The organism is Desulfosoma sp., from assembly GCA_037481875.1.
Classification (GTDB): domain Bacteria; phylum Desulfobacterota; class Syntrophobacteria; order Syntrophobacterales; family DSM-9756; genus Desulfosoma.
Map to the genome: position 1 here is coordinate 1 of JBBFKY010000015.1, position 25,063 is coordinate 25,063.

22 protein-coding genes are annotated in these 25,063 nt (G+C 55.2%); 11 read left to right on the forward strand and 11 right to left on the reverse strand.

The annotated features are described in order from the left end of the window. Nucleotides 1–535: 535 nt before the first annotated feature. The 5 genes from WHS46_14390 to WHS46_14410 all read right to left on the reverse strand — a co-directional run bounded on the left by WHS46_14390 (nucleotide 536) and on the right by WHS46_14410 (nucleotide 5,701). Entirely contained in the window at nucleotides 536–880 is a 345-nt protein-coding gene (locus WHS46_14390) for a restriction endonuclease subunit S (protein MEJ5349866.1), read from the reverse strand. Then, nucleotides 877–1,374 carry a hypothetical protein gene (locus WHS46_14395; protein ID MEJ5349867.1) on the reverse strand — a complete coding sequence of 166 codons (498 nt, stop codon included), beginning with the start codon at nucleotides 1,372–1,374 and terminating at the stop codon, nucleotides 877–879. The genes WHS46_14390 and WHS46_14395 overlap by 4 nt, the downstream gene beginning before the upstream one ends. After that, a complete protein-coding gene (locus tag WHS46_14400; GenBank protein ID MEJ5349868.1) occupies nucleotides 1,349–2,413 on the reverse strand; it encodes an XRE family transcriptional regulator in 1,065 nt (354 codons plus the stop codon). Before WHS46_14400 ends, WHS46_14395 begins: the two co-directional genes overlap by 26 nt. 417 nt (nucleotides 2,414–2,830) lie before the next feature. Next, a complete protein-coding gene (locus WHS46_14405; protein MEJ5349869.1) occupies nucleotides 2,831–4,015 on the reverse strand; it encodes a Fic family protein in 1,185 nt (394 codons plus the stop codon). A 105-nt stretch (nucleotides 4,016–4,120) separates the two neighbouring features. Then, nucleotides 4,121–5,701: a class I SAM-dependent DNA methyltransferase gene (locus WHS46_14410; GenBank protein ID MEJ5349870.1), complete on the reverse strand. Its 1,581-nt coding sequence runs from the start codon at nucleotides 5,699–5,701 to the stop codon at nucleotides 4,121–4,123. A gap of 733 nt (nucleotides 5,702–6,434) precedes the next feature. On the opposite strand from WHS46_14410, the gene WHS46_14415 reads away from it, so the two are divergent. Continuing rightward, nucleotides 6,435–7,397 carry a Yae1 family protein gene (locus tag WHS46_14415; GenBank protein ID MEJ5349871.1) on the forward strand — a complete coding sequence of 321 codons (963 nt, stop codon included), beginning with the start codon at nucleotides 6,435–6,437 and terminating at the stop codon, nucleotides 7,395–7,397. Between the two features lie 496 nt (nucleotides 7,398–7,893). Here the strand turns inward: WHS46_14415 and bcp are convergent, their stop codons facing one another. Genes bcp through secA form a run of 3 tightly spaced genes read right to left on the reverse strand, consistent with a single transcriptional unit; the run spans nucleotide 7,894 to nucleotide 12,165 of the window. Then, nucleotides 7,894–8,382, reverse strand: a complete 489-nt coding sequence (gene bcp / locus WHS46_14420; GenBank protein MEJ5349872.1) for a thioredoxin-dependent thiol peroxidase — start codon at nucleotides 8,380–8,382, stop codon at nucleotides 7,894–7,896. 13 nt (nucleotides 8,383–8,395) lie between these two features. Continuing rightward, entirely contained in the window at nucleotides 8,396–9,604 is a 1,209-nt protein-coding gene (gene argJ, locus WHS46_14425) for a bifunctional glutamate N-acetyltransferase/amino-acid acetyltransferase ArgJ (protein ID MEJ5349873.1), read from the reverse strand. Between the two features lie 38 nt (nucleotides 9,605–9,642). Further along, nucleotides 9,643–12,165 (reverse strand): preprotein translocase subunit SecA, encoded by a 2,523-nt coding sequence (gene secA / locus WHS46_14430; GenBank protein ID MEJ5349874.1) that lies wholly within the window; start codon nucleotides 12,163–12,165, stop codon nucleotides 9,643–9,645. 812 nt (nucleotides 12,166–12,977) lie between these two features. Between secA and WHS46_14435 the strand changes: the two genes are divergently transcribed. The 10 genes from WHS46_14435 to WHS46_14480 all read left to right on the forward strand — a co-directional run bounded on the left by WHS46_14435 (nucleotide 12,978) and on the right by WHS46_14480 (nucleotide 23,003). Next, the gene (locus WHS46_14435; GenBank protein ID MEJ5349875.1) at nucleotides 12,978–13,769 is read left to right on the forward strand and encodes an IclR family transcriptional regulator; all 792 of its coding nucleotides are present in this window, start codon (nucleotides 12,978–12,980) and stop codon (nucleotides 13,767–13,769) included. A 43-nt stretch (nucleotides 13,770–13,812) separates the two neighbouring features. Next, nucleotides 13,813–15,015 carry a CaiB/BaiF CoA-transferase family protein gene (locus WHS46_14440; protein ID MEJ5349876.1) on the forward strand — a complete coding sequence of 401 codons (1,203 nt, stop codon included), beginning with the start codon at nucleotides 13,813–13,815 and terminating at the stop codon, nucleotides 15,013–15,015. Next, on the forward strand, nucleotides 15,012–15,152 hold the full coding sequence (locus tag WHS46_14445) for a hypothetical protein (protein MEJ5349877.1): 141 nt from the start codon (nucleotides 15,012–15,014) through the stop codon (nucleotides 15,150–15,152). Before WHS46_14440 ends, WHS46_14445 begins: the two co-directional genes overlap by 4 nt. Continuing rightward, a complete protein-coding gene (locus WHS46_14450) occupies nucleotides 15,149–16,267 on the forward strand; it encodes a sodium ion-translocating decarboxylase subunit beta (protein MEJ5349878.1) in 1,119 nt (372 codons plus the stop codon). The genes WHS46_14445 and WHS46_14450 overlap by 4 nt, the downstream gene beginning before the upstream one ends. 80 nt (nucleotides 16,268–16,347) lie before the next feature. Next, a complete protein-coding gene (locus WHS46_14455) occupies nucleotides 16,348–16,563 on the forward strand; it encodes a biotin/lipoyl-containing protein (GenBank protein ID MEJ5349879.1) in 216 nt (71 codons plus the stop codon). A gap of 19 nt (nucleotides 16,564–16,582) precedes the next feature. After that, nucleotides 16,583–17,740: a glutaryl-CoA dehydrogenase Acd gene (acd, locus tag WHS46_14460; protein ID MEJ5349880.1), complete on the forward strand. Its 1,158-nt coding sequence runs from the start codon at nucleotides 16,583–16,585 to the stop codon at nucleotides 17,738–17,740. A gap of 21 nt (nucleotides 17,741–17,761) precedes the next feature. Then, nucleotides 17,762–19,318: an acyl-CoA carboxylase subunit beta gene (locus WHS46_14465; GenBank protein MEJ5349881.1), complete on the forward strand. Its 1,557-nt coding sequence runs from the start codon at nucleotides 17,762–17,764 to the stop codon at nucleotides 19,316–19,318. Between the two features lie 187 nt (nucleotides 19,319–19,505). Continuing rightward, entirely contained in the window at nucleotides 19,506–20,501 is a 996-nt protein-coding gene (locus WHS46_14470; protein ID MEJ5349882.1) for a TAXI family TRAP transporter solute-binding subunit, read from the forward strand. A 16-nt stretch (nucleotides 20,502–20,517) separates the two neighbouring features. Then, nucleotides 20,518–20,925, forward strand: a complete 408-nt coding sequence (locus WHS46_14475; GenBank protein ID MEJ5349883.1) for a hypothetical protein — start codon at nucleotides 20,518–20,520, stop codon at nucleotides 20,923–20,925. Next, nucleotides 20,913–23,003 (forward strand): TRAP transporter fused permease subunit, encoded by a 2,091-nt coding sequence (locus WHS46_14480; GenBank protein ID MEJ5349884.1) that lies wholly within the window; start codon nucleotides 20,913–20,915, stop codon nucleotides 23,001–23,003. Before WHS46_14475 ends, WHS46_14480 begins: the two co-directional genes overlap by 13 nt. 170 nt (nucleotides 23,004–23,173) lie before the next feature. On the opposite strand, the gene WHS46_14485 is transcribed toward WHS46_14480, so the two are convergent. From WHS46_14485 to WHS46_14495, 3 genes are read right to left on the reverse strand one after another with little or no spacing between them, the layout of a single operon-like run. After that, nucleotides 23,174–23,464 (reverse strand): succinate dehydrogenase assembly factor 2, encoded by a 291-nt coding sequence (locus WHS46_14485; GenBank protein MEJ5349885.1) that lies wholly within the window; start codon nucleotides 23,462–23,464, stop codon nucleotides 23,174–23,176. A 36-nt stretch (nucleotides 23,465–23,500) separates the two neighbouring features. Beyond that, on the reverse strand, nucleotides 23,501–24,370 hold the full coding sequence (locus WHS46_14490) for a hypothetical protein (protein ID MEJ5349886.1): 870 nt from the start codon (nucleotides 24,368–24,370) through the stop codon (nucleotides 23,501–23,503). Then, entirely contained in the window at nucleotides 24,367–25,062 is a 696-nt protein-coding gene (locus tag WHS46_14495) for an HAD family hydrolase (GenBank protein MEJ5349887.1), read from the reverse strand. Before WHS46_14495 ends, WHS46_14490 begins: the two co-directional genes overlap by 4 nt. Between the last annotated feature and the right edge of the window lies 1 nt (nucleotide 25,063).

A 25,063-nucleotide genomic window follows, 5' to 3' on the forward strand; every position in this document is an offset into this window, starting at 1 on the left:
CCAGGCAAAACACATCCAGGTCCAAAGCCACATCCCCTGTGGAAAGAGGCGTTACGGGAACCTGGGTCTCTCAAGCAGTTCAACGCTAGCGGCGCCGGCAAGACGTTCGAAAAGTCTCGCGTGCTTGTCGAAGCGCTGTCGCAAGGTTTCCTGAGAAGGGACCTTTTGGATGTCCAGAGCCTCTTTAAACCCGTGATCGCCAGCCCCTCCTCGGTGCCTTCAAAGTCGCTATTCCCCAGACACAAAATCCCAATAGAGGTCTTGACCCCATCCGCATGAGAGATCACCGGCCGTCCCGGAAATTCCTTTTCCAACCGTTGTCAGAGGTCCGTGCTGCCGTTGATCCAATGGCCCACAAGAACCAGGCCCGAGTAGGCGCTGGAGAAGACCTTCGAAGATTGTTCAATCTCCGTTCTTTTAATGAAGGCACCTAGCGGGTGAAATGGTGACAGGAGAGGCTAAAGCACAAAAGCAAATGAAATTCAGTACGATACATCCGGCAAGATACTTTTCTTTATAGACACAATCTCACGGATTAAGGGTTTTGATAGTAGCAGGCCCCTATCTGCCGATTCCATATCGCTGTTCGCCCGATGTCTCCTCCTTCACAAACCAATAGGTCACCGGCTTTCAACCCAAGCTTTCGCTCTTCAGCCTCTTCAAAGTGCATGTAGTCCAGAGTGGAGAGGTCCACTCGCCCCCACAAGACGTTAGCGGTTCGCAGAAACGGACGCATTGGAGAGCCGGAGCGCGACTTCGGCGAGAGAGACTTTCCCTGCTGTATTTCAAAAACCTCCCCCAACCGCACCACCCGCCACTCTTCGGGCAGGGGGCCGAGTTCGGTCAGGCGGAAACCGGCGGGCAAATCCTCGAGTTTCATGGTTGCTTCTCCCATGCCTTCAGGCGCCTCTGACATTCGTTTGCCGGCAGTCGGCTGCCTTGCGCCAGCATCTCCCGCAGCGCGTGGGCGGCAGCTGCGGTGGTGAGCAATCCTGCGGCTACCAGCTCATCCAGCAGCCACAAGGTGCCGCGCACGGTAACCCCGTTCTGCTCCGCCGCCTCTCGCAAACGGCGGTTGCTGGTCAGCAGGATCGCCCGCTCGCGTTGTGCCAGCACCAGATGCGCCCGGTCGTATACAGTGAGGGCGGAGTAACGGCTACCGATGGCGATGATCTGCGAAATGTCCTCCCCAGATAACGCCATGACTTGCAATCCCAAACCGTGCAATGTGTCCGGCGTAGGATCGTTCAGTTCCGCCATCGCCAGGTCGGAAATCATCCAGTCGGCCTCCAAATGGAACAGTGACTGCAATATGGCACCACGTGCACAGTCAATCAACACGCTGGCATCAATAACGCAGCGGAATCTCCTCATGCGGGCGTTGTACCTCGATCATGAATTGCGTCAGGGGCTTGCCCAGGAGTTCCGCTGCGCGTTCGGGTCCGATCACATCGTCGCGCAGGGCTCGCAAGACCAGCCGCTCAAGCCGCGTGCTAGATTCGCACGGGTAGGGGGCGCCCGGCTCGGTGATGTGCCATCCCTGGCTGCGAAAAGTCCGATAAAGCTTCTGTGCCGTCTGCGGGGAGATGATCGCCAAATCCTGAGCGCGGTGCACCCAGCCCTGCATGCTTAGCCCGTACTTTTGCTTGAGCAGATGAAGCTCCACGAGATCCAAGGAATGGCGTCGCCAGCCTAACTCGTTGAACACCGTCGGCTTGGCAACCAGGAAGGCAGCGGCGAAACGATTGGCCGCCTGCTCAACTCGTGCTTCGCTCCACGTCTCCGGCAGATCCAACACCAGATGCGCCAGTTCATGCGCCATGCTGAAACGCTGGCGATCCCCAGGCGCGTCCTGCTTAACGACGATCACCGGCGTCACCCCGTTGGCCACTAGCGAAAGTGCGTCAAAGTGGTCGTTCCCCGGCACAAAGCCCACTTTGATTCCAACGGCTTCCAGCGTTTCGGTCAGGTTGGGGATGGCATCTAACCCCAGTTGCCAGGCCTCGCGCAGGGCAATAGCAACGTCCTCTACCTGGTCCAAATGCGCTACCTGGCGGGAAAAGGTGGGCATAACAAACGATCGTTCTTCGCCGAGCAGGCACTCGATGGTCGTGTAGCGTTCCAGCCAATCCTGCACCTGGGCCTGAACATGAATCTCTGCCCGCCGCGTCATACTGCTCCGGTGGCGACGATAGACCGGTTCGGTCAACGTCACCGTCTGCGGCCGCAGCAGATATTCTATGCTGACCCCCAGCGCATCGCTCAGGCGCAGCAAAACGCCCGAGCCGGGCATATCTTCGTTGCGCTCATATTTCGAGATGGCTTGTGCGCTCACGCCAACCCGTTCTGCCAGAGCACGCAAGCTCAAACCTGCGCCTTGGCGACTGCTCTTGAGCCGTTCACCGAGTTGCATGGCCCCTGCTCCCCTGAAATGTTCTCACGATTCACCTTGCGGTTTACATTGTAATAGATAATCTATCATTTGTAAACCGAAAGGAACTCGGAGTGTGGCCCGCGATTAGCGAGAGAACCGGAACCGCGTTGAGAGGTCAACCTGTGCACCTCCAGCAGGGGGGCTGAGTTCAGTCATCTGGAAGCTGGGGGGAGGGCCTCCTCACGCGGCGCGGCGGCGCGCCCGGTCCCGTTGGCAGGTGCGTTCATCGCTTCCGTCCTCCGTTCTCGGTCGCACCGGTATCCCGGGCAAGGCGTGCCGGGCGGCGACTTTGGGTACTCGATTCGGTCATTCGGTTTCTCTCCGGCGATTTGTACTAAGTTTCAATTCTCTCTGGGCAAATTATACTTTTTCGCCCAAAAGTTTAATTTTGAACAACTACGCCGGCCCTTCATCGTGGATCACGTCCAGGATTTCTTGCGCTGCATAGGTCTTGCCGTAAGAGCCTTCACTGATCAACTGCAAGATGCCTGCCTGAACAAGTCGTTCCACGTTCTTTTGGGCACTGGGGTAGGTAACGTTCAACATACGCTGCGCTTGTGGTATAGTGAGTATCGGTGTCGTGTAAAGACTATCCGCCAGACGCAAAGCCAGGGCCGACGTCCGCGCCTGGGTCAGGCGCGCGCGCCAGCTTTGCTGCAGGTCTTGCAGCTTTTTGGCACGGATCGTTGCATCCAGGGCCTGTTCGGCCACACCGCGCAGGAAGAAGAGCAGCCATTCGCGCCAGGCCCCGCGCTCGCTTACCTCCAGCAACAAATCGTAATAAGCCTGGCGGTGACGATGAAAATACGCGCTCAGGTAGAGCAGGGGCAGCGGCAGCAGATCCCACTGCACGAGCAACAGCGACAGAAGCAGGCGCCCAATGCGACCGTTCCCGTCTACGAAGGGATGGATGGCCTCAAACTGGTAGTGCACCAGCCCCAGGCGGATCAGCGGCGGATAGTCGTCCTCGCGGTGCAGGTATTTCTCCAGCGCGTCCAGCGCCGCGTGCATCTCCGCCGGGGGTGGGGGCACAAAGGTCGCCTCGTTCAACGTGCAGCCGGGCGGACCGATCCAGTTCTGCGTGCGCCGGAACTCGCCCGGCGTGGTATGTCCGCCGCGCACACCGGCCATCAGCCGCTCGTGCAGCTCACGGATCAGGCGCAGGCTGACCGGCAAGGTCGTCAGGCGCTTCAGACCGTACTCCAGCGCGTTCACGTAATTCAGCACCTCGCGTACATCCGATTCGGGCACGGACGACTCCATGCCGGGCAACGGCAGTTGTCTCGCCTCGTAGGCATACAAGTCGGTAATATCCGCCCGCGTCCCCTCGATGCGCGAGGAAAGCACCGCTTCACGGCGCACAAAGGGGCCGATGAGCAGATGGGGATTGGACATGGTGCGCCCTAAGCCGGCCAGCTCGCTCAGGGCCCGGTCCGCCGCGGAAAGTACGGCGGTTAATTCCCAATCTGCCGGCAGGCGCGGCGGCAAGGGGTTGGGCACGAAAGCCCAGTAAGCCGTGTCCCCCTGTCCAACCCGGATGACTTTTCCGGATGTGCTATTTTCAAATCGCTTCGGATCCATGAATTTGTCCTTTGGGTTGCCTTCTCAACCTCTGCGCGTCTCATGTTTCCGGCAGGGGGCCGAGTTCGGTCATCGGGAAGCCGGGGGGAAGAACGGTATACTCGCTCATAGCGCCAGCCCCATTTCTTTCAGCACGTCGCGCAGGGCGCGGTCCGCCGCCGTCCGTTCCTCCTCAGCCTCGCGCAGCAGTACCATAGCTTCCTCCAATGGCAGAGTTTCCTCCTGCCCGTTTACGCTGACGTAGCGACTAGGAGAAAGGTTATAGTCATTGCGGGCGGCATCCTCGCGGGTGATAATCGCGGCAAACCCTTCCTCGGCCCGCCAGCCGTGATATACGTTCGCGATGGCGGCGATGTCGGCGTCGGTCAGGTAGTTCTTGGGCCGGCCTTTGCCATAGCGCCGGCTGGCGTTGATGAGCAGAATCTCGCCGGGGTGGCGCTTTTTGCGGTGGATGACAATGATCACTCCCGGCGCGGTGGTGTTGTAGAAAAGATTTTCGGGCAGCAGAAGCACCGCCTCGATCAGATCTCCCTCCACGAAGGCCTTGCGGATATCGCGCTCGCGGTTAGAGCCCTGGTTGCCGCTACCGCGGCTGACCGCGCCGGTATCCAGCACGACCGCCATGCGCCCGGTCTCATTGAGCGAGGCCAGCATGTGCTGCAGCCAAGCCCAGTCGGCGCTGGAGGCAGGCGGGATGCCGAGGCCGAAACGGTCGTAGGGGTCGTTTTCGTAGAGATCGGTCGGGAAGTTCTGATTCCACATCGGGTTGGCCACCACGACGTTGAAGGTTTTCAGGCGGCCAGCGTCGTCCTTGAAGGCTGGGTGGCGCATGGTGTCGCCGATGCGGATGTCAGCCTCCAGGTCGTGGATGACGGCGTTCATACGCGCCATCGCAAAAGTTGCCGAGTTGATTTCCTGCCCGAAAAGACGCAGCGGCTGAAGGGAGGTCGGCAGCCGCCGCCGGTTGTTCTCCTGGACGCCGTGCGTTTCCAGCAGGCGCAGGTGGCATTTGATGAGCAGACCGCCGGAGCCGCAGCAGGGGTCGTAGATGCGCTCACCCGGCCGCGGCTCAATGAGCCGTGCCATGAGCACCGCTACTTCGCGCGGGGTGTAGAACTCCCCGGCGCTCTGGCCGCTATCTTCGGCGAACTTGCGCAGCAGGTACTCGTAGGCGCGCCCGAGCACGTCCGGCTCCACGTCGTCGAGACCCAGCCGGTGGCGGGAGAGTACCTCAATGAGCTGCGCCAGGTAGTCGTCCGGGACAATGCGCTGTCCGGCTGTGGTGGCGTTAAAGTCCACTATGTCAATCACGCCCTGCAGGCGAGGGTTCTCGCGGGCCACAGCGCGGACTGCGTCGGTCAGGTACTGGCCCAGGCCGGCTGGGGCGTGGGTGCGGATCGCCTCCCAACGTGCGTTTGCCGGTAGGTAGAATCGCACGAGTCGGTGATCTTGCTCCACCAAGCGCGGGGCCTCCTTGCCCAGTTCGGTCTTCAGATGCGCCACTTCATCGTCAAAAACATCGGACAGCCGCTTGAGGAAGCCCAGCGGGAGAATATAGTCCTTGAATTTGGCGGAGTCTACAGGCCCGCGGATGGCGCAGGCGGCGTCCCAGAGCCAGGTTTCCAGTGTCGTTACATCCATAATCCATCCTCGCTTTGAAAGGTTTTCTTCGATCAGGTCATCCACGTCCTGCTTGCCCGAGCCGGTGGCAGGTCCGGGTGCGGGGCGGAGGTCTTTTGCCGGCTGTTATTGGGTGTTTTGTGGCAGGTTAGGCGTCCGATCGGCTGTTCTCGTGAATCCCGGCGTCCGAAACGACAAAACGCCCCGCCTTCCGTACTTGACGGCGGGCGGGTCCTGGGGCGGAATCACTTTCGCCGCGCGGGACCACACACCAACTGGCCTGCGCCTGGAGCTGTGTTGGTTTTAGTTTCTAAATCGAGAAAGCGACGTGTCCAAGTTTTCAAAGTTTCGTCTTTGATGTATTTTCGAAGCAGGTGGGAGGCGCCTCTCGCTCCCCCAAACTACTAACCCGAGACTATCTCTTTCCTTGGGGGCACGGGCCACTGATCCGCTCATTTTGGGAGCGGAGTTTCCACGCTTCCGGATGAACCGGCGACTTGAGGCATAGATCGTGCCGCGCCGTAGCCCTACAGGCCCATATTATAAAACTCGCTTTGGGAACTGCCACAAACCAGGTGGTTCTCGAAGGGGCGTTGATTTTCTCGGGTCGCCGCCTCAGAAAAAAAAGTTCTCGCTCTCAAACCTTGTCAATTCTTGGTGCGACGGCCCACAACCGCCGCCATCTTTATCTGAACTCTATCGTTCATCACCCCAGGTTCCTAAGGATCACGTGGTTTGCTATCCCACAGGAGTATGGTAATTTGACAAGGTAGCAGGAAACTTGGGTAAGGAGTGCGCCATGGGGGGCTACGATGCGGCCGTGAAGGTTGTTTTGTCCCACTGCCGGCAGGCCGCGCTGGAATATTTTCTTGGACTGGATGTGGCGGAATCTGAGCTCTTGGAACTTCCTCAGGAAACGGCTACGGTCAGGCGGAGCGATTTCCCCATTCGGGTGCACACGTCCGACGGGCGTGTCTTTATTGTTCTCCTGGAAGTTCAAAGCCGGTGGGAACCCCAAGTCCCCTTGAAGCTTTTGGAATACGATGTTCGCTACCGCTTGAAAACGGGTCTTACGGTCTATCCCGCAGTGATGCTTCTCGTTCCCAGCGGAAACGTGGTGGAATCCTTTGAGAACGACTTCATTCACTACCGGTTTCGGGTCATTTCCCTTGCGGCTATGGACGCTCGAAAGGTGCTGGAATCAGGAAATCCGTGCCTCATGCCTTTTGTTGGGCTCATGCGGGGAGGCTCCGAAGTTTTTCAAATGGCCGAAGAGGTCATCTACGAATCACAGCTCAAACGAAGCGACAAGGCGGATCTTTTGACCGGCATGGCACTCCTTTCAGGCTTGGTGGACAAGGATTTACCCAGGAAATTGCTGGATCGCAGGAGGGATATTATGACGGAATCCTATGCCTATGAACTGATCAAGAAGGAAGGCTATGAAGAGGGTCTCCGTTCGGGGATAGAACGCGGAAGACAAGAGGGATTAGAGCAGGGATTAGAGAAGGGATTAGAGAAGGGATTAGAGCAGGGATTAGAGCGGGGATTAGAGCAGGGAATGCAGCAGGGAACGTTGGAGGCCACGAGGGAACATATTATAGAAACGCTGGATGCACGGTTTCAGGATATTCCCAAAGACGTCCTGCGTTGTCTTCGAAGGATCCAAGAGGTGGATGCTTTGAAAATCCTTTTCAAGAGAGCTCTAAGGGTTCGCTCCCTCGACGAATTCCAGGAATCCCTGAAACGCCTTCTTGATTAGCTTAATTCCTTAATCCGTGAGGTTCTGTCTATAAATAAAAGTATCATGCTGAATGTATCGTATTGAATTTCATTCTCTTTTGTGCTCTAGGGTCTCCTGTCACAATTTCAGCCGGCAGGTGCTCTCATGAAAAGAATCGAGACTGAACAATCGACGAAGGCGGTCTACATGGCGTTGCTCACGTGAGATTCGAACCAGTTCAGGATACCTTCTCTGTGGCTCTTTATGGCGGATGAAGATGTGACGGAGTCATTGTGACAAGCACGAAGTTCCTGGAAAACCGACGATCGCTCCCACTGGCATGTGTCATGAGCAGGCGGGCCGTCAAAGGCGAAGTCGGCGATTTACGATCATCGGGGAACCGGTGCTCTCGGTTATGTCTCCGTTGGTGTTCCCGCCTTCGACCCTTCTTGACTGTTTGAAGGCGTAACAGACGGTGCCGAGCCCATTGGCAGAGACGTTCCGGCTTCCCCGATAAACACAACTCAGGTTCCGGTCATGGCAGGGATTCCAGGACCTTGAGAAGGTTGGGGACAGTGTCCTTAGGGGAAACCGGGGACCATACTTTTAGAAGAATGCCGGAAGAATCAAAGAGGAAAGCCGAACGCGTGATGCCCTGCACCTTTTTGCCTCGAACCACCTTTTCTCCCCAGACTCCTAAGGCTTCAGCCACCAAATGGTCCGAATCGGATAGCAGAGGGTAACATAGGCCATGCTTTTCGGCGAAGCGTTTCTGCGTCCCGGGGGAATCGGGGCTGATCCCTAAAACCTTCACCCCCAAGCCCTCCAGTTGCTGGAGAGCTTCCTGCACCGAGACGGCCTGAGCTGTGCAACCTCCCGTGTTGGCCCGAGGGTAAAAAAAGATGAAGAGTTTAGATCCGGCAAAGTCTTCGGGACGCACCACGTTGCCGTCCTGATCCAAAAGGGAAAAGGAGGGCACGGAATCCCCGGGGGCCAACGACGCGGGCTGGAGTGATGCGCACATGAAGCGGCTCCTTTCATGACCTATAATCGGCGTTAATTTTTACGTAATCATACGAAAAATCGCATGTATACACGGTTTCCGACTCGGTTCCTTCTCCTAGCTCCAAGGTGATGTGAATATCCTTTTCTCGAAGCACGGCCGACGCTTTGGCTTCCAGGGTTTCGTCTTGAACGGGTTGCCCGTTTTGAAAAATGCGCACATCGTCAAAAAATAAACTGACACGGTGAGGATCAAAATCCACGCCGGAGCGGCCGGCTGCCGCGACGACTCTTCCCCAATTGGCGTCCTGACCGAAAAGGGCGGTCTTGACCAAGGGGGAATTCGCAATAGTCCTCGCTACTTGCAAGGCACGTTCTCGCGTGCCGGCTTGAGAGACCGTAACCGTCACGAACTTGGTGGCTCCTTCACCGTCTCGAACGATCTGCTGCGCAAGATCCAGACAAACCTGAGTGAGCAGCTCACCGAAAACTTTGGCTTTCGAAGATAAGGGATCCGTGATGAGGTCATGATCAGCAGAACCGCTTGCCAGAACCAGGACCGTATCATTGGTGCTGGTATCCCCGTCCACGGTGATTCGATTAAAGGAACGGTTCACGGATTCGGTGAGCCAATAGGCCAGCACTTCTGGCGTCAGGCACGCATCGGTGGCCACGAAGGCCAGCATGGTGGCCATGTCGGGAGAGATCATGCCGGATCCTTTAGCCATGCCGCCGCAGGTGATAGGGGTGCCGTCAAGCTGCGTTTGAGCCCAAGCCGTTTTGGGCACCGTGTCCGTGGTCATGATCGCTTTGGCGGCTTCCAGCCATCCTTTGGAATCTAACCCGGCGATGAGCCGAGGATATGCTTCATGCAAAGGTTCAAGGCGAAGTTGCGGCCCGATGACTCCCGTAGATGCCACAAGGACTTGGTGCGAAGCGATACCCAACAAAGAGGCTAAACGTTCGGCGCTTTGGCGAGCCCGCCTTAACCCTTCTTCACCCGTGCAGGCGTTGGCGATGCCCGCATTGATGAGAACCGCTCGAACATAACCTTCACTCGTGCTCAGGTGTTCCTTGCACAAAACCACCGGAGCGGCGCAAAACCGATTGCGTGTAAACACACCCGCAGCAGCCGCCGGAGTGTCAGTGAAAATCAAGGCGCAGTCCAGACGGTTCTTATAACGCATGCCGCTTTCCGCTGCGGCCACTCGAACCCCCCGCACATGAAAGGTACCTCTCTGCACGCACCCGAGCTTTCCTTCCCCATGCATGAATTTCCGCCTCACTTTCCGCAACACTTTTTATATTTTTTCCCGCTGCCACAAGGGCAGGGATCGTTCCGACCCACCTTCTTGTCCTTTTTGACCGTTTGCGGCGTGCTCGGGCCGTCGGCAGGGCCGTAATACATGGGCTGGTTTTCCTGTTCGCGGCGAAGCTGCTGAACCTCTTCTTCCCGGCGGATCTGAATGTGAAACAGAATCCGCACGGTTTCTTCTTTGAGCCGATGAATCATGTCATCAAACAGAGCATGTGCTTCTCTCTTGTATGCCACCAAAGGATCCTGCTGCGCATAGCCTCGAAGCCCAATGCCCTCCTTGAGATGATCCATGTTCAGAAGATGGTCTTTCCACAGACTGTCGAGGGTCTGGAGCAAGACGTAGTTTTCCAGATCCCTCATAAGGGTTTCGCCGAATTCCTTTTCCCGTGCAGCGTACCTTTCCTGAACCCGCTGCCAGAGAAGTTCCTTGAGGTCTTCCGGGCTCATGTCGGCAAGTTCGGAAGCCGAAGGCACCAGTCCCGGTCCAAAGAGACGTTGGACTTCCGTTCTCAAAGCTTCCAGATTCCAATCTTCGGCGTATGATTTTTCGTCTGTGTTGGATTCTATGATATCCGCCAGGAGTTCTTCGGCCATATCCATGATGGCGGGTTTAAGATCACCGCCTTTAAGGGCTTCTCGACGTTGGCGGTAGATGACTTCACGCTGTTGGTTCATCACATCGTCGTATTCCAAAAGGTGCTTACGAATACTGAAATTCTGAGCTTCCACCCGTTTTTGGGCATTTTCGATGGCTCGAGACACCAACCGATGTTCAATGGGTTCTCCTTCTTCCATGCCGATGCGCTGCATCAAACCCGAGATGCGATCAGCGGCGAAAATGCGCATAAGATCGTCTTCGAGGCTAAGGTAAAAGCGCGAAGAACCGGGATCCCCTTGACGACCCGCACGGCCGCGCAGCTGGTTGTCGATGCGCCGAGCTTCATGGCGTTCCGTGCCCAGGATGTGCAATCCTCCCAGTTCGGTCACTCCAGGGCCGAGCACGATGTCCGTCCCTCGGCCGGCCATATTGGTGGAAATGGTCACGGCACCCTTTTGACCTGCTCGGGCGATGATTTCCGCTTCTTTTTCATGATGCTTGGCGTTGAGCACTTGATGGGGAATACCCTCGCGCTTGAGCATGCGACTGAGCATTTCCGACTTGTCGATGCTCACCGTGCCCACCAGTACAGGACGCCCCTGGGTGTAGAGCTCTTTGATTTCTCGTACGACCGCCTGAAATTTTTCCCGTTCCGTTCGATAGATGCAATCCGGGTAATCTATGCGGATCATGGGCTTGTGCGTGGGAATCACCACCACTTCCAATTTGTAAATCTTGGCGAATTCTTCCGCTTCCGTATCGGCCGTACCGGTCATGCCTGCCAGTTTTTTGTACATGCGAAAGTAGTTCTGAAAAGTGATGGAAGCCAAGGTCTGGTTTTCATTTTCCACACGTACGCCTTCTTTGGCCTCCAGAGCCTGATGCAAACCATCACTGTAGCGCCGGCCAGGCATAAGACGCCCAGTGAATTCATCGACAATGATCACTTTGCCGTCTTTGACGATGTAGTCCACATCTTTCTGGAAAAGGGTGTGGGCCCGGAGAGCTTGCTGCACATGGTGCAGAAGGTCCATGTTTCGAGGATCGTAAAGATTATCGACACCGAGCAGGGATTCGGCGGCGGCGACCCCTTCTTCGGTGAGGGTGACCGTGCGGCTTTTTTCTTCCTTTGTGTAATGAATGTCGGGTTTTAGGTGAGGAATGATGCGGTTGACCCGCACATAGAGCTGCGTGGATTTTTCCGCCGGACCTGAAATGATGAGAGGAGTTCTCGCCTCGTCGATGAGGATGCTGTCCACTTCATCCACGATGGCGTAATGAAGTTCGCGCTGCACCATATCTTCCAGGCGAAACTTCATGTTGTCCCGAAGATAATCAAACCCGAACTCATTGTTGGTTCCGTAGGTGACATCGCAGTCGTAGGCGGCCTTGCGTTCTCGGTCGTCCAGCCCGTGGACGATGCAGCCCACCGTAAGGCCGAGAAACTTGTAAACGGCACCCATCCATTCACTGTCGCGTTTGGCCAGGTAATCATTGACGGTGACCACATGGACACCGCGACCCGTCAAAGCATTAAGGTAGACCGGCATGACGGCTACCAAGGTTTTGCCTTCGCCCGTTTTCATTTCGGCGATTTTGCCTTGATGCAGCACGATACCGCCGATGAGCTGCACGTCAAAGGGACGCATGCCCAGGGTTCGTGTGGCTGCTTCTCGTGCTACCGCAAAAGCTTCGGGCAAAAGATCGTCCAAAGGTTCCCCTCGCGAGACCCTTTCGCGAAATTCCGCCGTTTTGGCTTGCAGAGCCTGATCGCTCAGTTTTCTCAGGGACGGTTCCCACTGAATGATGGCGTCCACAAGAGGAGCGATGCGTTTGATGTTGCGTTCATTGTGGGTTCCGAAAACCTTTCTTAAAAGGGCACCGATCATGGTGGCGATTCTCCTTGATTGAGGTGAAAAGCGACCCTTAGGGCCGCCGCCTCGGTTCTATAACGCACAAGGGACGGAAATTCAACGAAACGATCCTGAAAGGCGAAAGAGCGGATGAGGGGGTATTTACGCGAGAACCCGCAGGAGCAAGGTCTTTCATGGCGTTTAAGGGCAAGTGGGTAAGGTTTTTCATGGCGTTTGGAGGTAGAGGCGAGGCGGCGCCTCGCCTCTACAAGCGTGAAACCGCGTCTTTTCCTGGAAGCATGGGCATTCCGCCTGCATGATGTGCGTCGCCTCCGAAACATGAGCTTGGCGGGAACCGAGGTTCCGGGGAAGCCATGGTATTCTTCTATGCCGGCCGAGCCTGAAGGTTTCGGCCGCTACCCCATCTGCAGAGGCCGCATTGTGAGTCCGCCCCAAAGGATTGTCGTGCCTCAATGGCTTGGGGGCGGACACACCGGTCCGCCCCGACGAGGGTGACCGAGAATTTATCCCTGGAAGTGCGGAGGTCCCACCTGCACAAACAGGGGGCCAGACGCCCGCGCTCCCAAGAAAACAAAGGGTTTGGGACGTAGGAGCACGGTTCTGTCCCCCTATATCTTGGCCTGAAACGGCCCATTCCAAGCACTCGGTCACACTTTTCGCAAGAAGGCCAACGCTGGAACGTTCTGACGGCTCGTACGCCGCGCCTTCGTCGTCCCTCTGGAAAAGGCGCTCAGGGGTTCCTTCGAAAATTCCCGGCCTGTGAGAAATTCTTGACACAAGCAGCAGGCTTTGTTAAAGACCCAAATAAAAAAACGGTGTTTTGTTATATGAAACAAGTGGGGCAACCAAACGCCATTGAAAAAGCACTGCAGGTCCTTTTGGCCTTTCAGGTGGACCGGCCGCGCTGGGGTGTGCGTGAACTGGCGGCTCATTTAGGGTTTAGCCCGGCGACCATTCAGAGGATTTTGCAGACCTTGAAGGCTTACCATTTCATAGATCAGGACCCTCAAACCCAGCAGTACCGACTGGGGCCCATCTATTACCGTTTTCTGGAGGTGCTGCAGAGCCAGCATGGCATCGTGCAGGAAGCGGGTCCCATCATGCGTCGCCTGGCTTATGAAACGGGTGAAACGGTGCATCTTAATGTGGTGGACGGGCGTGAGAGGCTGTGCATTGAGAGTGTGGAATCCATGCAGTCGCTCAAGGCCGGTATGCCTGTAGGAAACCGTTCGCCGCTCTATGCCGGAGCTTCTTCCAAGTGTCTTCTGGCTTTTTCTCCAAGGGCCTTCGTCGAAGGTTACCTGGCTGAACTGCGCCCCACGGCTTTGACCGCCAACACCATCGTGGATCTGGAAAAGCTCAAAGCCGAAATGGACGTCATCCGTCATCGGGGTTGGGCGGAAAGCTTGGCGGAGCGCACCTTGGGGCTTGGGTCCTTGAGTGTGCCCATCTTTTCCCACAACGGCCATCTCCTGGCGGCGCTCAGCCTGGCGTTGCCGGAACTTCGGTTTCAAGACCCGGAGCACAAAAAGCGCTGTCTCGGACAGCTTTTGGAAGCAGGGGGTGCATTGTCTCGACGCATGGGCTGGCGGGGGTCCTATCCCAAGATCCATGCGTAGGACGGGCGGTGAGAAAGACTGGGACAAGGAGAAGGGGAACACCATGACGAGTGAAGCCAGGGCGTTAAGCGGCATCAAGGTGTTGGATCTTTCGCGCGTTCTTGCGGGGCCGTATTGTTCCATGATGCTGGGGGATATGGGAGCGGATGTGATCAAGGTGGAGCGTCCTGGAGCCGGGGACGACACGCGCCAGTGGGGCCCTCCGGAAGCGGGTGGAGAAGCTGCTTATTACCTGTGTGTGAATCGGAACAAGCGCAGCATCACGGTGGATCTGAAAAAGGAAGAAGGCCGGGAAATCATTCGAACCCTGGCTTCTCAAAGCGATATTCTGATCGAAAACTATAAAGTGGGCACGTTGCCCAAGATAGGCCTGGGTTATGAAGATCTCAAAAAGATCAATCCCCGTTTGATCTATTGTTCCATTACCGGATTCGGTCAAAACGGGCCTTACAAGGACAAGCCCGGCTACGATTTCATGATTCAGGGCATGGGCGGTATCATGAGCATCACCGGGGATCCCGAAGGGCCTCCCATGAAGGTGGGCGTAGCCATTGTGGACATCACGGCCGGTCTTTTTGCGTGCAGCGCCATTTTGGCTGCCCTCTATCATAGGACCATCACCGGGCGAGGCCAATATATTGATATAGCCTTGCTGGACGCCGTGGTGGCCTGGCTGGCCAACGTCGGCAGCAACTATCTGGTTTCCGGAGAACTTCCGAAACGATACGGAAACGCTCACCCCAACATCGTGCCTTATGAACCGTTCAAGTGCAAAGACGGCACGTACGTCGCCCTTGCGGTGGGAAACGATCGACAATGGCAGGATTTTTGTCGTTTAGCCGGCTTGGAGTCTTTGGCGGATGATCCGCGGTTTGCCACCAACCCGCAGCGGGTCATTCACCGCAAGGAACTGATCCCTTTGGTCGCCCAAGCCATGTTGCAAAAGACCGGCAACGAATGGCTGGAAGCCCTGGATCGGCTCAAGATTCCTTGTGGGCCCATCAACACACTGGATCGAGTGTTTTCGGACCCTCAAGTGCTGGCTCGAGAAATGGTGGCGGAGGTCCCCCATCCGACGGCCGGTTCCGTCAAGCTGGTGGCAAGCCCCATGAAGTTTTCGGAAACACCCTGTGTCATTGAAAGGCACCCACCCCTTTTGGGTGAACACACGGAAGAAGTGCTTCGAAGCGTTCTCGGTTACTCAGAGGAAAAAATCCAAAAGCTTCGTGAACAGGGGGTCATTTGAGAAAAGCCATGGGTGAGGCCTTGATCGTTTTTGTCAATGGTGTGCTGGGGGTTTTCCTAGGTATGGGAGTCCTTTACGGAGCCATGCATCTGCTGGCCTGGCTTGTAGGGCGTGTGGCCAAGGAGGGGCAATCGTGAGCTTAGGCTTTCTGGATCTGTGGGCTCAGATGGGCCTTTTGGCCGTCACCCCCGGTATGGTCTTTATGTGGGTGGTATCCGGGATTCTCTTTTATCTGGCCATTGCCAAGCAATTTGAACCACTGTTGTTGTTGCCCATCGGATTCGGCATTCTTGTGGCCAATCTGCCTCTGACGGGCTTGATGGAACCCGGTGAAGGGCTTCTGTGGCGTTTCTATCATTACGGCCTGCAGTGGGAAATTATTCCTCCGGTCATTTTCTTGGGCTTGGGGGCCATGACCGATTTCGGGCCCATGTTGGCGCGACCCTCTCTGATCTTTTTAGGAGCAGGCGCCCAAGTGGGTGTCTATGTCACTTTTTTCCTCGCCAGGCTTATGGGCATGTCGCTGCCGGAAGCGGCCACCACGGGAATCATCGGAGGCGCCGACGGTCCCACCACCATTTATCTCGCCACAAGGCTCGCCCCGCATATGCTAGGAAGCTGTGCCGTAGCCGCCTATTCCTACATGGCCATGGTGCCTATCATTCAACCTCCGGTGATGAAGCTTCTCACCACGCCCGCTGAACGGGCCATTGTCATGAAGAAATCCCGTAAGGTCCCTAAGCTGGAGCGCATCCTTTTTCCCATTGTGGCCACACTGGTGACCATTCTGGTGGTACCCGCATCGGCTCCCCTGATGGTCATGTTCATGCTTGGAAATCTCTTTCGCGAATCCGGTGTTGTGGAACGTCTGGCCGGGGCCGCTCAAAATGAGCTCATGAATATTGTCACCATCTTCCTCGGCTTATCCGTTGGAGCCACCATGAACGCCGCCACTTTTTTACAGCCTAAGGTCATCTTCATTTTTGTGCTCGGTTTGGTGGCCTTTGCCGTGAGCACAGCTTCAGGGGTGCTTTTCGCCAAGTTCATGAACTTGTTTCTCAAGGACAAAATCAACCCTCTTATCGGCGCCGCAGGAGTGTCCGCCGTGCCCATGGCCGCTCGAGTGGTGCATCAAGTAGGTAGTGAAGCCAACAAGAAAAACTATTTGCTCATGTTTGCCATGGGCCCGAACATTGCCGGCGTTATCGGGACCATTTTGGCGGCGGGAGTGTTCCTTGCGATGTTGCAATGAGACGCTTTGATGCGGTCATCAAGGTTTTCGTTAAGGACGCATGCTTCGTAAACTTCACGAACTTTGAAGGAGGAATCCACATGGCTGAAGACGTTCTGGCCCCTATGGTGGGGAAAATTTTGAAAATCAAGGTGAAGCCCGGCGATACGGTGCAGGAAGACGACGAGGTGCTGGTGATGGAATCCATGAAATTGGAAACTTCCGTGCATGCACCCTGCAGCGGTGTCGTCAAGGAGATCAAAGTTTCCGAAGGCGACCGCGTTGAAGAAGACGATGTTTTGATGGTCATCGAATAAACACGTAAGGGGGACGCTCATGCAGTTTGAACTCACCGAAGAACAGCGCATGGTGCAGGAACAGGCGCGCCGTTTTGCCGAAAAAGAGATCCTTCCGACGGTGGAGGAAGAAGAGCGGGGCCATGTGTTTAACCGAGAACGGTTAAAAAAGATGGGGGAATTGGGCTTTTTCGGGTGCTGCATTCCTGAGGAATACGGGGGAAACGGCATGGGCTTCGTGGAATCGGTGCTCATGACCGAGCAGATCGCCAAAGTGTCCCCTTCTTGGCGTGTGCCTTTCAACATGCAGAACATCGGTCCCGCCATCACCGTGAATCAATTCGGCACGGAAGAGCAAAAGAGGACCTACATTCCCGGTTGGGTTTCCGGAGAAAAGATCGGCTTCTTTGCCATCACCGAACCCAATGCCGGTTCCGATGTGGCGGGGATGCGCACCACGGCCAAGGACATGGGGGACCATTGGGAACTCAACGGCCAAAAGATGTGGATCAGCAACGCTCCCGTAGCCGATGTGGGTCTGGTTTACGCTTACACGGACAAGGAAAAGAAATACAAGGGAATGACCTGCTTTATTGTGGATGTGGCCAACAATCCCAACATTGAGCGGCGTGCCATTGAAACGAAGCTGGGTCTTCATTGTTCCCCTACGGGAGAACTTATTTTTGACGGAGCGAAGATTCCCAAGGACGCTGTGTTGGGTCAGGTGGGGGAAGGGTTCAAGATCTGTATGTGGATGCTCAATAACACGCGCTTGAGCTGTGCCGCCGGTGCCTTGGGGGTTTCCGGAGCGTGTTTGGAGCTGGCCGTCAAATACGCCAATGAACGCACCCAGTTCGGCAACCCCATTTCCACTTACCAGATGATTCAGGCTCAGATCGCCGAAATGGCCGCGGAACATGAAGCCGCCAAATGGCTTGTCTACCATGCGGCCTATCTTAAGGATCAAGGCAAGCCCAACCAGCTGCAAACGTCCATTGCCAAGTATTTCGCTTCGGAAAGCGCGGTGCGCGCGGCCAACGAAGCCATGAAGATCTTTGGATCCTATGGATTTTCCACGGAATACCCCATTGAACGCTACTATCGGGATGTCAAGTCCTATCAGATTGTGGAAGGGACCAGCAATGTGCAGAAGATGATCATCGCCGGCATCACGTGCGGCCATCAGCCGAACCGATAGAAGGAAGGGGAGTCAGGGGGTATGGCACCGGAGTGGAAAGAGCTGACGGAAAAATTCCAAGCGGAACGGGAAAGGCTTCGAGCGGGCGGTGGCTCGGAGCTTCAGGCCAAGGAACACGCGAAAGGGAAGCTTACCGCCCGGGAACGCATCGATCTTTTGTTCGATCCCGGCACCTTTGAGGAACTGGACCTTTTTGCCAAGCACATCGGCCGGGATTACGGGTTGGACAAAAGGGAGTTACCCGCCGATGGGGTCATTATCGGCTATGGGGAAATCAACGGTCGAGGTTGCATGGTTTATGCGGAAGATTTTACCGTGGTGGCCGGCACCTTTGGGGAAATGCACGGGCGAAAGATCTGCAAAATCATCGACATGGCCCGAAAATACGGTTACCCCGTTGTAGGAATCAATGATTCGGGTGGAGCCCGCGTGACCGAACAAATGGGGGCTTTGAGCCAATACGGTCAGTTGTTCTATCGTCACGTGGCGGCTTCGGGCGTTGTCCCTCAAATCGCTCTTATCATGGGTCCTGTGGCCGGCGGCCAGGCCTATTCGCCTGCGCTTATGGACTTCATCTTCATGGTGGACAAAACCAGTTCCATGTTCATTGCCGGTCCCCCCTTAGTGGAAGCGGTGGTCTACGAAAAGACCGACGAACAATCCCTGGGAGGGCCCAAGGTGCATGGGCGCATTACGGGAGTTTCCGACGGCACCATGGCGGATGATCGCCAATGTTTAGAACAAACACGGCGCCTTTTGTCCTATCTGCCTCTGAACAATAAGGAACTGCCTCCTTATGAGGTGCCCGAAGATAGTCCGGATCGAGAAACCAAGGAACTGGAAGAGATCATTCCGACGGACCAGAAGAAACTCTACAACATGCGCCGGGTCATCGAGGTGGTTTTTGATCGGGGCAGTTTCTTTGAACTGAAAAAGGAATTCGCCCAGAACCTCATCATCGGCTTCGCCCGCCTTAACGGCCATGTGGTCGGTGTTGTGGCCAATAACCCCATGAAATACAACGGTGCCTTGGACTACAATGCGGCGGACAAAGGATCTCGTTTCATAAGATTTTGCGACGCTTTCAATATTCCTTTGATCAATCTGCAGGATGTCCCGGGCTTTCTCATCGGTACACGATCGGAACACAACGGCATCATTCGTCACGGCGCCAAAATGCTTTATGCCTACGCGGAAGCTACCGTGCCCAAAATCACCTGCGTTGTGCGAAAGGCCTATGCGGGAGGCTACCTGGCCATGTGCAGCAAGGACTTGGGAGCGGACGTGGTCTTTGCTCTGCCTACAGCCGAAATCTGCCTCATGGGCCCTCAAGGAGCGGTGAACATTCTATTTCGTAAGGAAATTGCCTCCGCTCAGGATCCAGAAAAGATACGCGCCGAACGTGAAGCCGAATTCATGGAACGCTACGTCAATCCCACTTATGCTGCCGGCTTGCAGCACGTGGATGATATCATCTTGCCTGCGGAACTGCGCCGACGCCTCATAAGAGCTCTGGAAATGACCCTGGACAAGGACGAAGAAGCTCCGGAGCGCAAGCACGGCATCACGCCTGTGTGACGCGCGCCTGGAAGGGGGAAGGAGCCGCCGTGACGGCATCTTTTCCCCTTTTTCATTTCCTAAAAAGGTTGTTTCTTCTCGACAAAAATTGTACGAAATCTTTTGAAGTCTTTGGTGGGTTTCCAATGGCTGAGGCTATTGGAAAGGGAGCCGGAGTGAATGGAGGATCAAAAGAAAGGAGAGGCGTATGAGGAAGCTTGCATTGGTGGGAATGTTGGTCATGTGTCTATTTATCGGACAGGCTCAGGCCCAATCGGCCAAGGTGCTGGTGGCCACGGGAGGGATCGGCGGCGTTTATTACTATTACGGCACACAGGTGGCTGAAATTCTGACCAAGAACAATGCGGTTCCTGCGACGGCGATTCAGACCGCGGCCTCCGTGGACAATATGCTTCTCATTCGAGACAAGACGGATCCGGACAAGAAAACCTATTTTCTGGCCACGGTGCTTCCTGACACCGCCTACTTTACCTTCACCGGAAAGCATGAGAAGTTTGCGGACAGACCTGCCAAAGCCAGTATTTTATGGATGATGTACCCGAATTACCTGCATGTGGTGACCACCGACCAGTCCGGGATCAAAACCTTAGCCGACCTCAAAGACAAACGTGTTTCCACTGGGGCTCCTGGAAGCGGCACCGAATTTACCGCGCTGAATCTGTTGAAGGCGGCGGGCATCAATCCCGAAGGGTTCAAGAAATGGGAAAAACTCGGGGCCAAGGAATCCGATGAAGCTTTGGCCAACGGGACCATTGACGCTTACTTTTGGTCCGGCGGGTTGCCCACAGGAAGCGTTGTGGAACTGGCTAACACCTTGAAACGCAAGGGCATGAACTTGGCCTTGGTGCCTCTGCCGGAAAAGGATCCTGGAGTCGTTGCTTTCATGAAGGAGTTTGAGGGCCTCGTGGATCCGACTATGGTCAAGAAGGAAGTCTATTCTTTGACCGAAGATGTTCCTACTCTGGCGTTCTGGAACATGTTCGTGGCGCCCGACAGTCTTCCCGAAGATTTGGCATACACAATCACTAAGACGGTTTTTGAAAACCTGGAAACGCTCCATGCTTCGGTGAAGCCGTCCAAGGACACGACAGCGGAGAATACGGCTCGCTTTGTCGGCAAAACGGCTATTCCGTTCCATCCCGGGGCTGTGCGTTACTTTAAGGAAAAGGGCCTTTTGAAATAGCAGGATTGTTTCGGGCATGAGCGTGCGCCCTACGGTGATCAGCCTGACGGTTTTGCTTCTCGCACTGTTCACCGTAGGGTTTTTCTTGAAACCTGTCCGGTTGGTTCATGAAGGCCGGTCTCGTGTGGTGCTTCTGTACCGTTTTCAAAAAGGCGCCTGGCATTTCGTCAACTCGGTAACCCTCAAACCGGTAACCATTCATTTTCAAGTGCTTTCCCAGTTTGACCATTTCTCCATGGAAACGGATGAGGAGACCGAAAACTACTACACATCAGGAACTTACGAGATCGACGCTCTTTTATCCCGCCAGAAGACGTCCTCGCTCAAGCTGTGCAGTGTGCAAGGGATCGTGCTCTCCTTTGGTGACGACAGGTGGGAGATTCAAGACGGCTGCTTGGAGGTGACTCTGTTATGGACGTTTTGATTCGAAGACTTGTGTATGTGCTGGCCATCGTGGGAACGCTCTATCATCTCTACCTAGTCGTTCACCCGTATACCCCCATGTCATCATTCCATTTTTCCATCCTGGACCTGACCCAGGTGCAGCGGGCCACTCACGTGTGCATGATTGCACTTCTTGGGTATTGGGTATGCATCTACAAATTGAAAGCTCGAAGCCTGTGGGGTGCACTCCCATTACTGGTGATGACAGCCTTTCTTACATATGAATTCATACGCTTGGATCTACCCCTGTTCCTGAAGGTTTTGGGCTTTGGGGTCTGGGTTTTAACCATGGTTTCGGTGACCATTCCGCACGTGAGTGCTTACGCCAACCTTTTGTGTGGCATTCTGAGCCTTTTTCCCTTTTTGTACCTTGTGGTCACTTATGAAAAGCTTATCTATCGCGCCATCATGCCGGAACCTTGGGATCTTTTCATGGCTTTTTCGGAAGTCCTTTTGGTCTTGGGAGTGATCTTTCGGCTCAGCGGCCCCATCATGCCGACCTTGGTCATGATCTTTATCCTTTATAATGTTTACGGCCATTACATACCCGGCACCTTCGCCAATCCCGGATTCAGTGTGGATATGTTGCTGGGCAAGATGTATTGCGAAACGGAAGCCGGCATCTTCGGCTCCATTACGGGTGTTTCCTTGAAATACCTCATCTATTTCACCACACTGGGAGCCGTGGTAAGCCAAATGGGGTTCGGCAAGATTCTCGCCAACATTGCCCTTCTTCTGGTGGGCCGTAGCCCCGCATCTCCGGGCCGAGCCAGTTCCGTCATGGCGGTGCTCATGGGGATGTTTTCCGGGTCCGGAGCCGCCGACACTCAGTTTGTGGCAACCCTCACGCGACCCCTTTACGATCAGGTGCGCTACAATCGTCTTGTGGCGGCGGGTGTCATAGCAACAGTAGGTTCCATCGCCTATATTACCCCTCCGGTCATGGGGTCCGTTTCGTTTATCATGGTGGAACTTCTCTCCATTCCCTACTCCATGATCATTGTGATGGCTACAGGGCCGATGCTGCTCTATCTGCTGGGTATTGTGCTTTATAATGAATTGTACGTACGTCGTGAAAAACTGCCTCATCTGGAGATCACCGCCACGACCAACTGGGCGTATTTTTGGCGCTACTGTTATATTTTCCTCCCCATCCTTGTGATTATTGCTTTGATTTACCGAGGTTTTGCCATCAATTTGACCGTGTCTGTAGCCATCGGGCTGTTTTTATTGTTCGCCTATGCCGACGGATCGGTGAGGCCTCCTGTGAGCAAAGTCTGGGATGCTCTGGAAGAAGGTACCGTGTCCCTTTTGCACATCGCCAGTGCGGTCATCGCGGCGAACATGATCATGTCCATGATGGTGCTCAGCGGTTTGGCGTCCAAGTTTTCCATCGTCATGTTAAAGATCAGCGGCTCAAGCCTTCTTTTGGCTACGCTGTTCACCGGTGTTTTCAGCCTCATTTTGGGCATGGGTGTCCCTCCCATCGCAACCTATGTTCTGACTTCGGCTCTCACCGCGCCCACGATTCAAAAATTGGCCATGATCAACGGCATTCCCGAAGGACCGGCTCTGCTGGCCACGCACATGTTCCTCTTTTACTTTGCCGTACTGGCGGAAGTCACACCGCCTGTGGCGCTTTCGGCCTATGCGGCGGGGGCCGTCATGGGAACGGATCCCATAAAGACCGGTGTCTTCGCCGCGCGCGTGGCTCTGCCCAAGTATTTCATCGGGCTCACCTTTATCTTGTCGCTGAGCGGCACAGGGCTTCTCATTGTTCCAATCACGGAAATCTTTTCCGGATGGGAGGCATTTCAAGCGATTGCGCTACGGTACATGGCCTCCATTGGAGCGGTGATTTTTCTCAATGTGGGAGTGGTAGGCTTTCTGTTTCGACCCCTTTCTATGGTGGAACGATGGATTACAGGCGTCTGCGGCGTCTTGCTCTTTTATCCACAGTTAGGCTTTAACGCCGTCAGCGCAGCCATAGCCATGGCGATCTGCGCCAAGGCATGGGTCACTCGGGCTCAAGAAGCCCAGGTCCAGGCCCAAACGTAGAACAAAAGAAGGGGGTTCCCTCATTATTGCCTGCCACCTAGCCAGCCCGGACCCATAGGGGCGGACGCGGACCCGTGTGTCCGCCCCACCAACCCGTAGGGATGAGTCTTATACCCGAGAACCCCATCCTCAGCCAGAGGTCTTCCCAGGCTTTGGTTGATCAAGAATCCTCACCTTCCGGGCAGGGGTTTGGGAAGGAGGCGCCTTGTCAAATCTTTTCGAAACTCGGGTGGAAACGGCTTTTGCCCGAGACACATGGCTAAAAGATCCATATCGTCCAAGGCCAAAAGATTTTCCAGTTCGTAAAGATCTTGTTCCCCAAGATCCTGAGCATGTTCATTCCAGAAACGGCAAAGGATAAGTTCCAGTTCCTGCGTAGCGCGTCGCCGGCACAAGTAATGAAGTTTCCGGCGCAACCTTTCGAGACATTCCTTTTCGTAAAGATTTCCAGACTCCGCCACCTTTGGGACTCCCCTTCCTTTCGGGCTTCTCTGGTTTCAGCCTGAGGCTCCGTTTTCCCTCGGGCGCCACTGCTTCGCCCACAAGACAATCTGTCGAAGAATCGTCGGATGGTACAGCATGGCCACGTGACTCATGGGCGGTGTCCATTGTAGCTGCCAATGAGACCCAGCGGGTTCCAGAGCTTCCATGGGGAGGACCATATTGTCTACGGGAGAAACCAGAGCCAGGCAGGAGGTGCTTGTGTCGGCGAGGGCTGTTTCATCGTGTTCGATCTTTTGGATGAGGGAGCTTCGATAGGCAAGGGATCGTCCCAGCTTTCCTAAAGCGAAAACGGCTAGGCGGCTGCCTTGATGGGGAGATCCTAAAGTCAGGCAACCGGCCAAGGTTTTGGGCTTGAGCCTGGTGATGGCATGCCGGGCCAAGAGACCGCCCAGGCTGTGACCGATCACAAGAAGGGGACGATCTGGAGCCATGCGATGCAAAGCTTCCAGATCATGACTCAGCCGAGCGCTTAATTGAAAAAAATCCGTCTTCCAGCATGCATAGGACCAGGATCGAACATCTTCAAAGCCGGCCCGCTTCAAAGCCCAATGGATGAACAAAAAAGCGCTGCGGTTGTGATAAAGCCCGTGCAGAGTGACAATAATAGGATTGTTGCCGTCACCTTGTTCTTGGTTCTTTTTACGCTCGGGAAGCCAGCCAAGAGGAAAGGTCAGCACAGCCAAGGTTTGAGCCATGAGAGCCCACAGATACCCTTGGAGGACACACAGTACAAGACGCCCTTGGCATCGAAGACGGAGATTCTCTAGCGCCGGCCCGTTAGCCGTATCGTACCAGTAAAGCACATAGGTCATGCTTGCAAAGAAAAAAACAATCGCCAAAAAAATGGAGAACACTGTCATCATAGATAGCCTTTCTCTTGCAAAAACCCGAAAACGTCTTTGAGTTCCGGGACACTGCCGTCGGGAGGCTCCCTTTTTCCGTTCAGAATCTCGGCAAGAATGTCCCGTTCCCTTTCCGGTCGGCACAGAATCCATAGGCTTTGCATGCCGACAAGACGGGCTGGAGCCATATCCAATTCGTAGGAATCCCCGACCATCCAGCACGGAGCAAAACCCCGTCGACGGGCGGCATCCACAGCTTTTTGAAAGAGATCTTGCGCAGGTTTTTTGACACCCATTCGGTAGCTCAGAAATTGAAAATCCGTCAGGGCCTCGATCTCCGCACAGCGTTTTTGAAACCCAAGGAAAAAAGGATGCCAGATGTTGGAAATGAGACCCACGCTGTGTCCGGCCTGTTTCAGGCGGCGAATCAGCGCCGTCGCTTCCGGAATTTCGCGGACACAGGCTATCTGATCATCCCAGATTCGGCGCACTTCTTGAGCCACAAGGGAAGGTTCAATGTTTGGAAGGAGGCGTGCCACCGCTTCACTGATGGTTTCCGGTGTTTCAGCCCAAAGGGTCATGATGAGCTTTCCGACCGCTTTGGTCTGATGTTCATTCAGACCAAGGGCGGATTCCAAAAGACGTCGAGGGGATTGGGCAGCGCCGGTCACCAGAGTGTGTCCGATGTCAAAGAAAAAAGCGGCTTTTGGCATA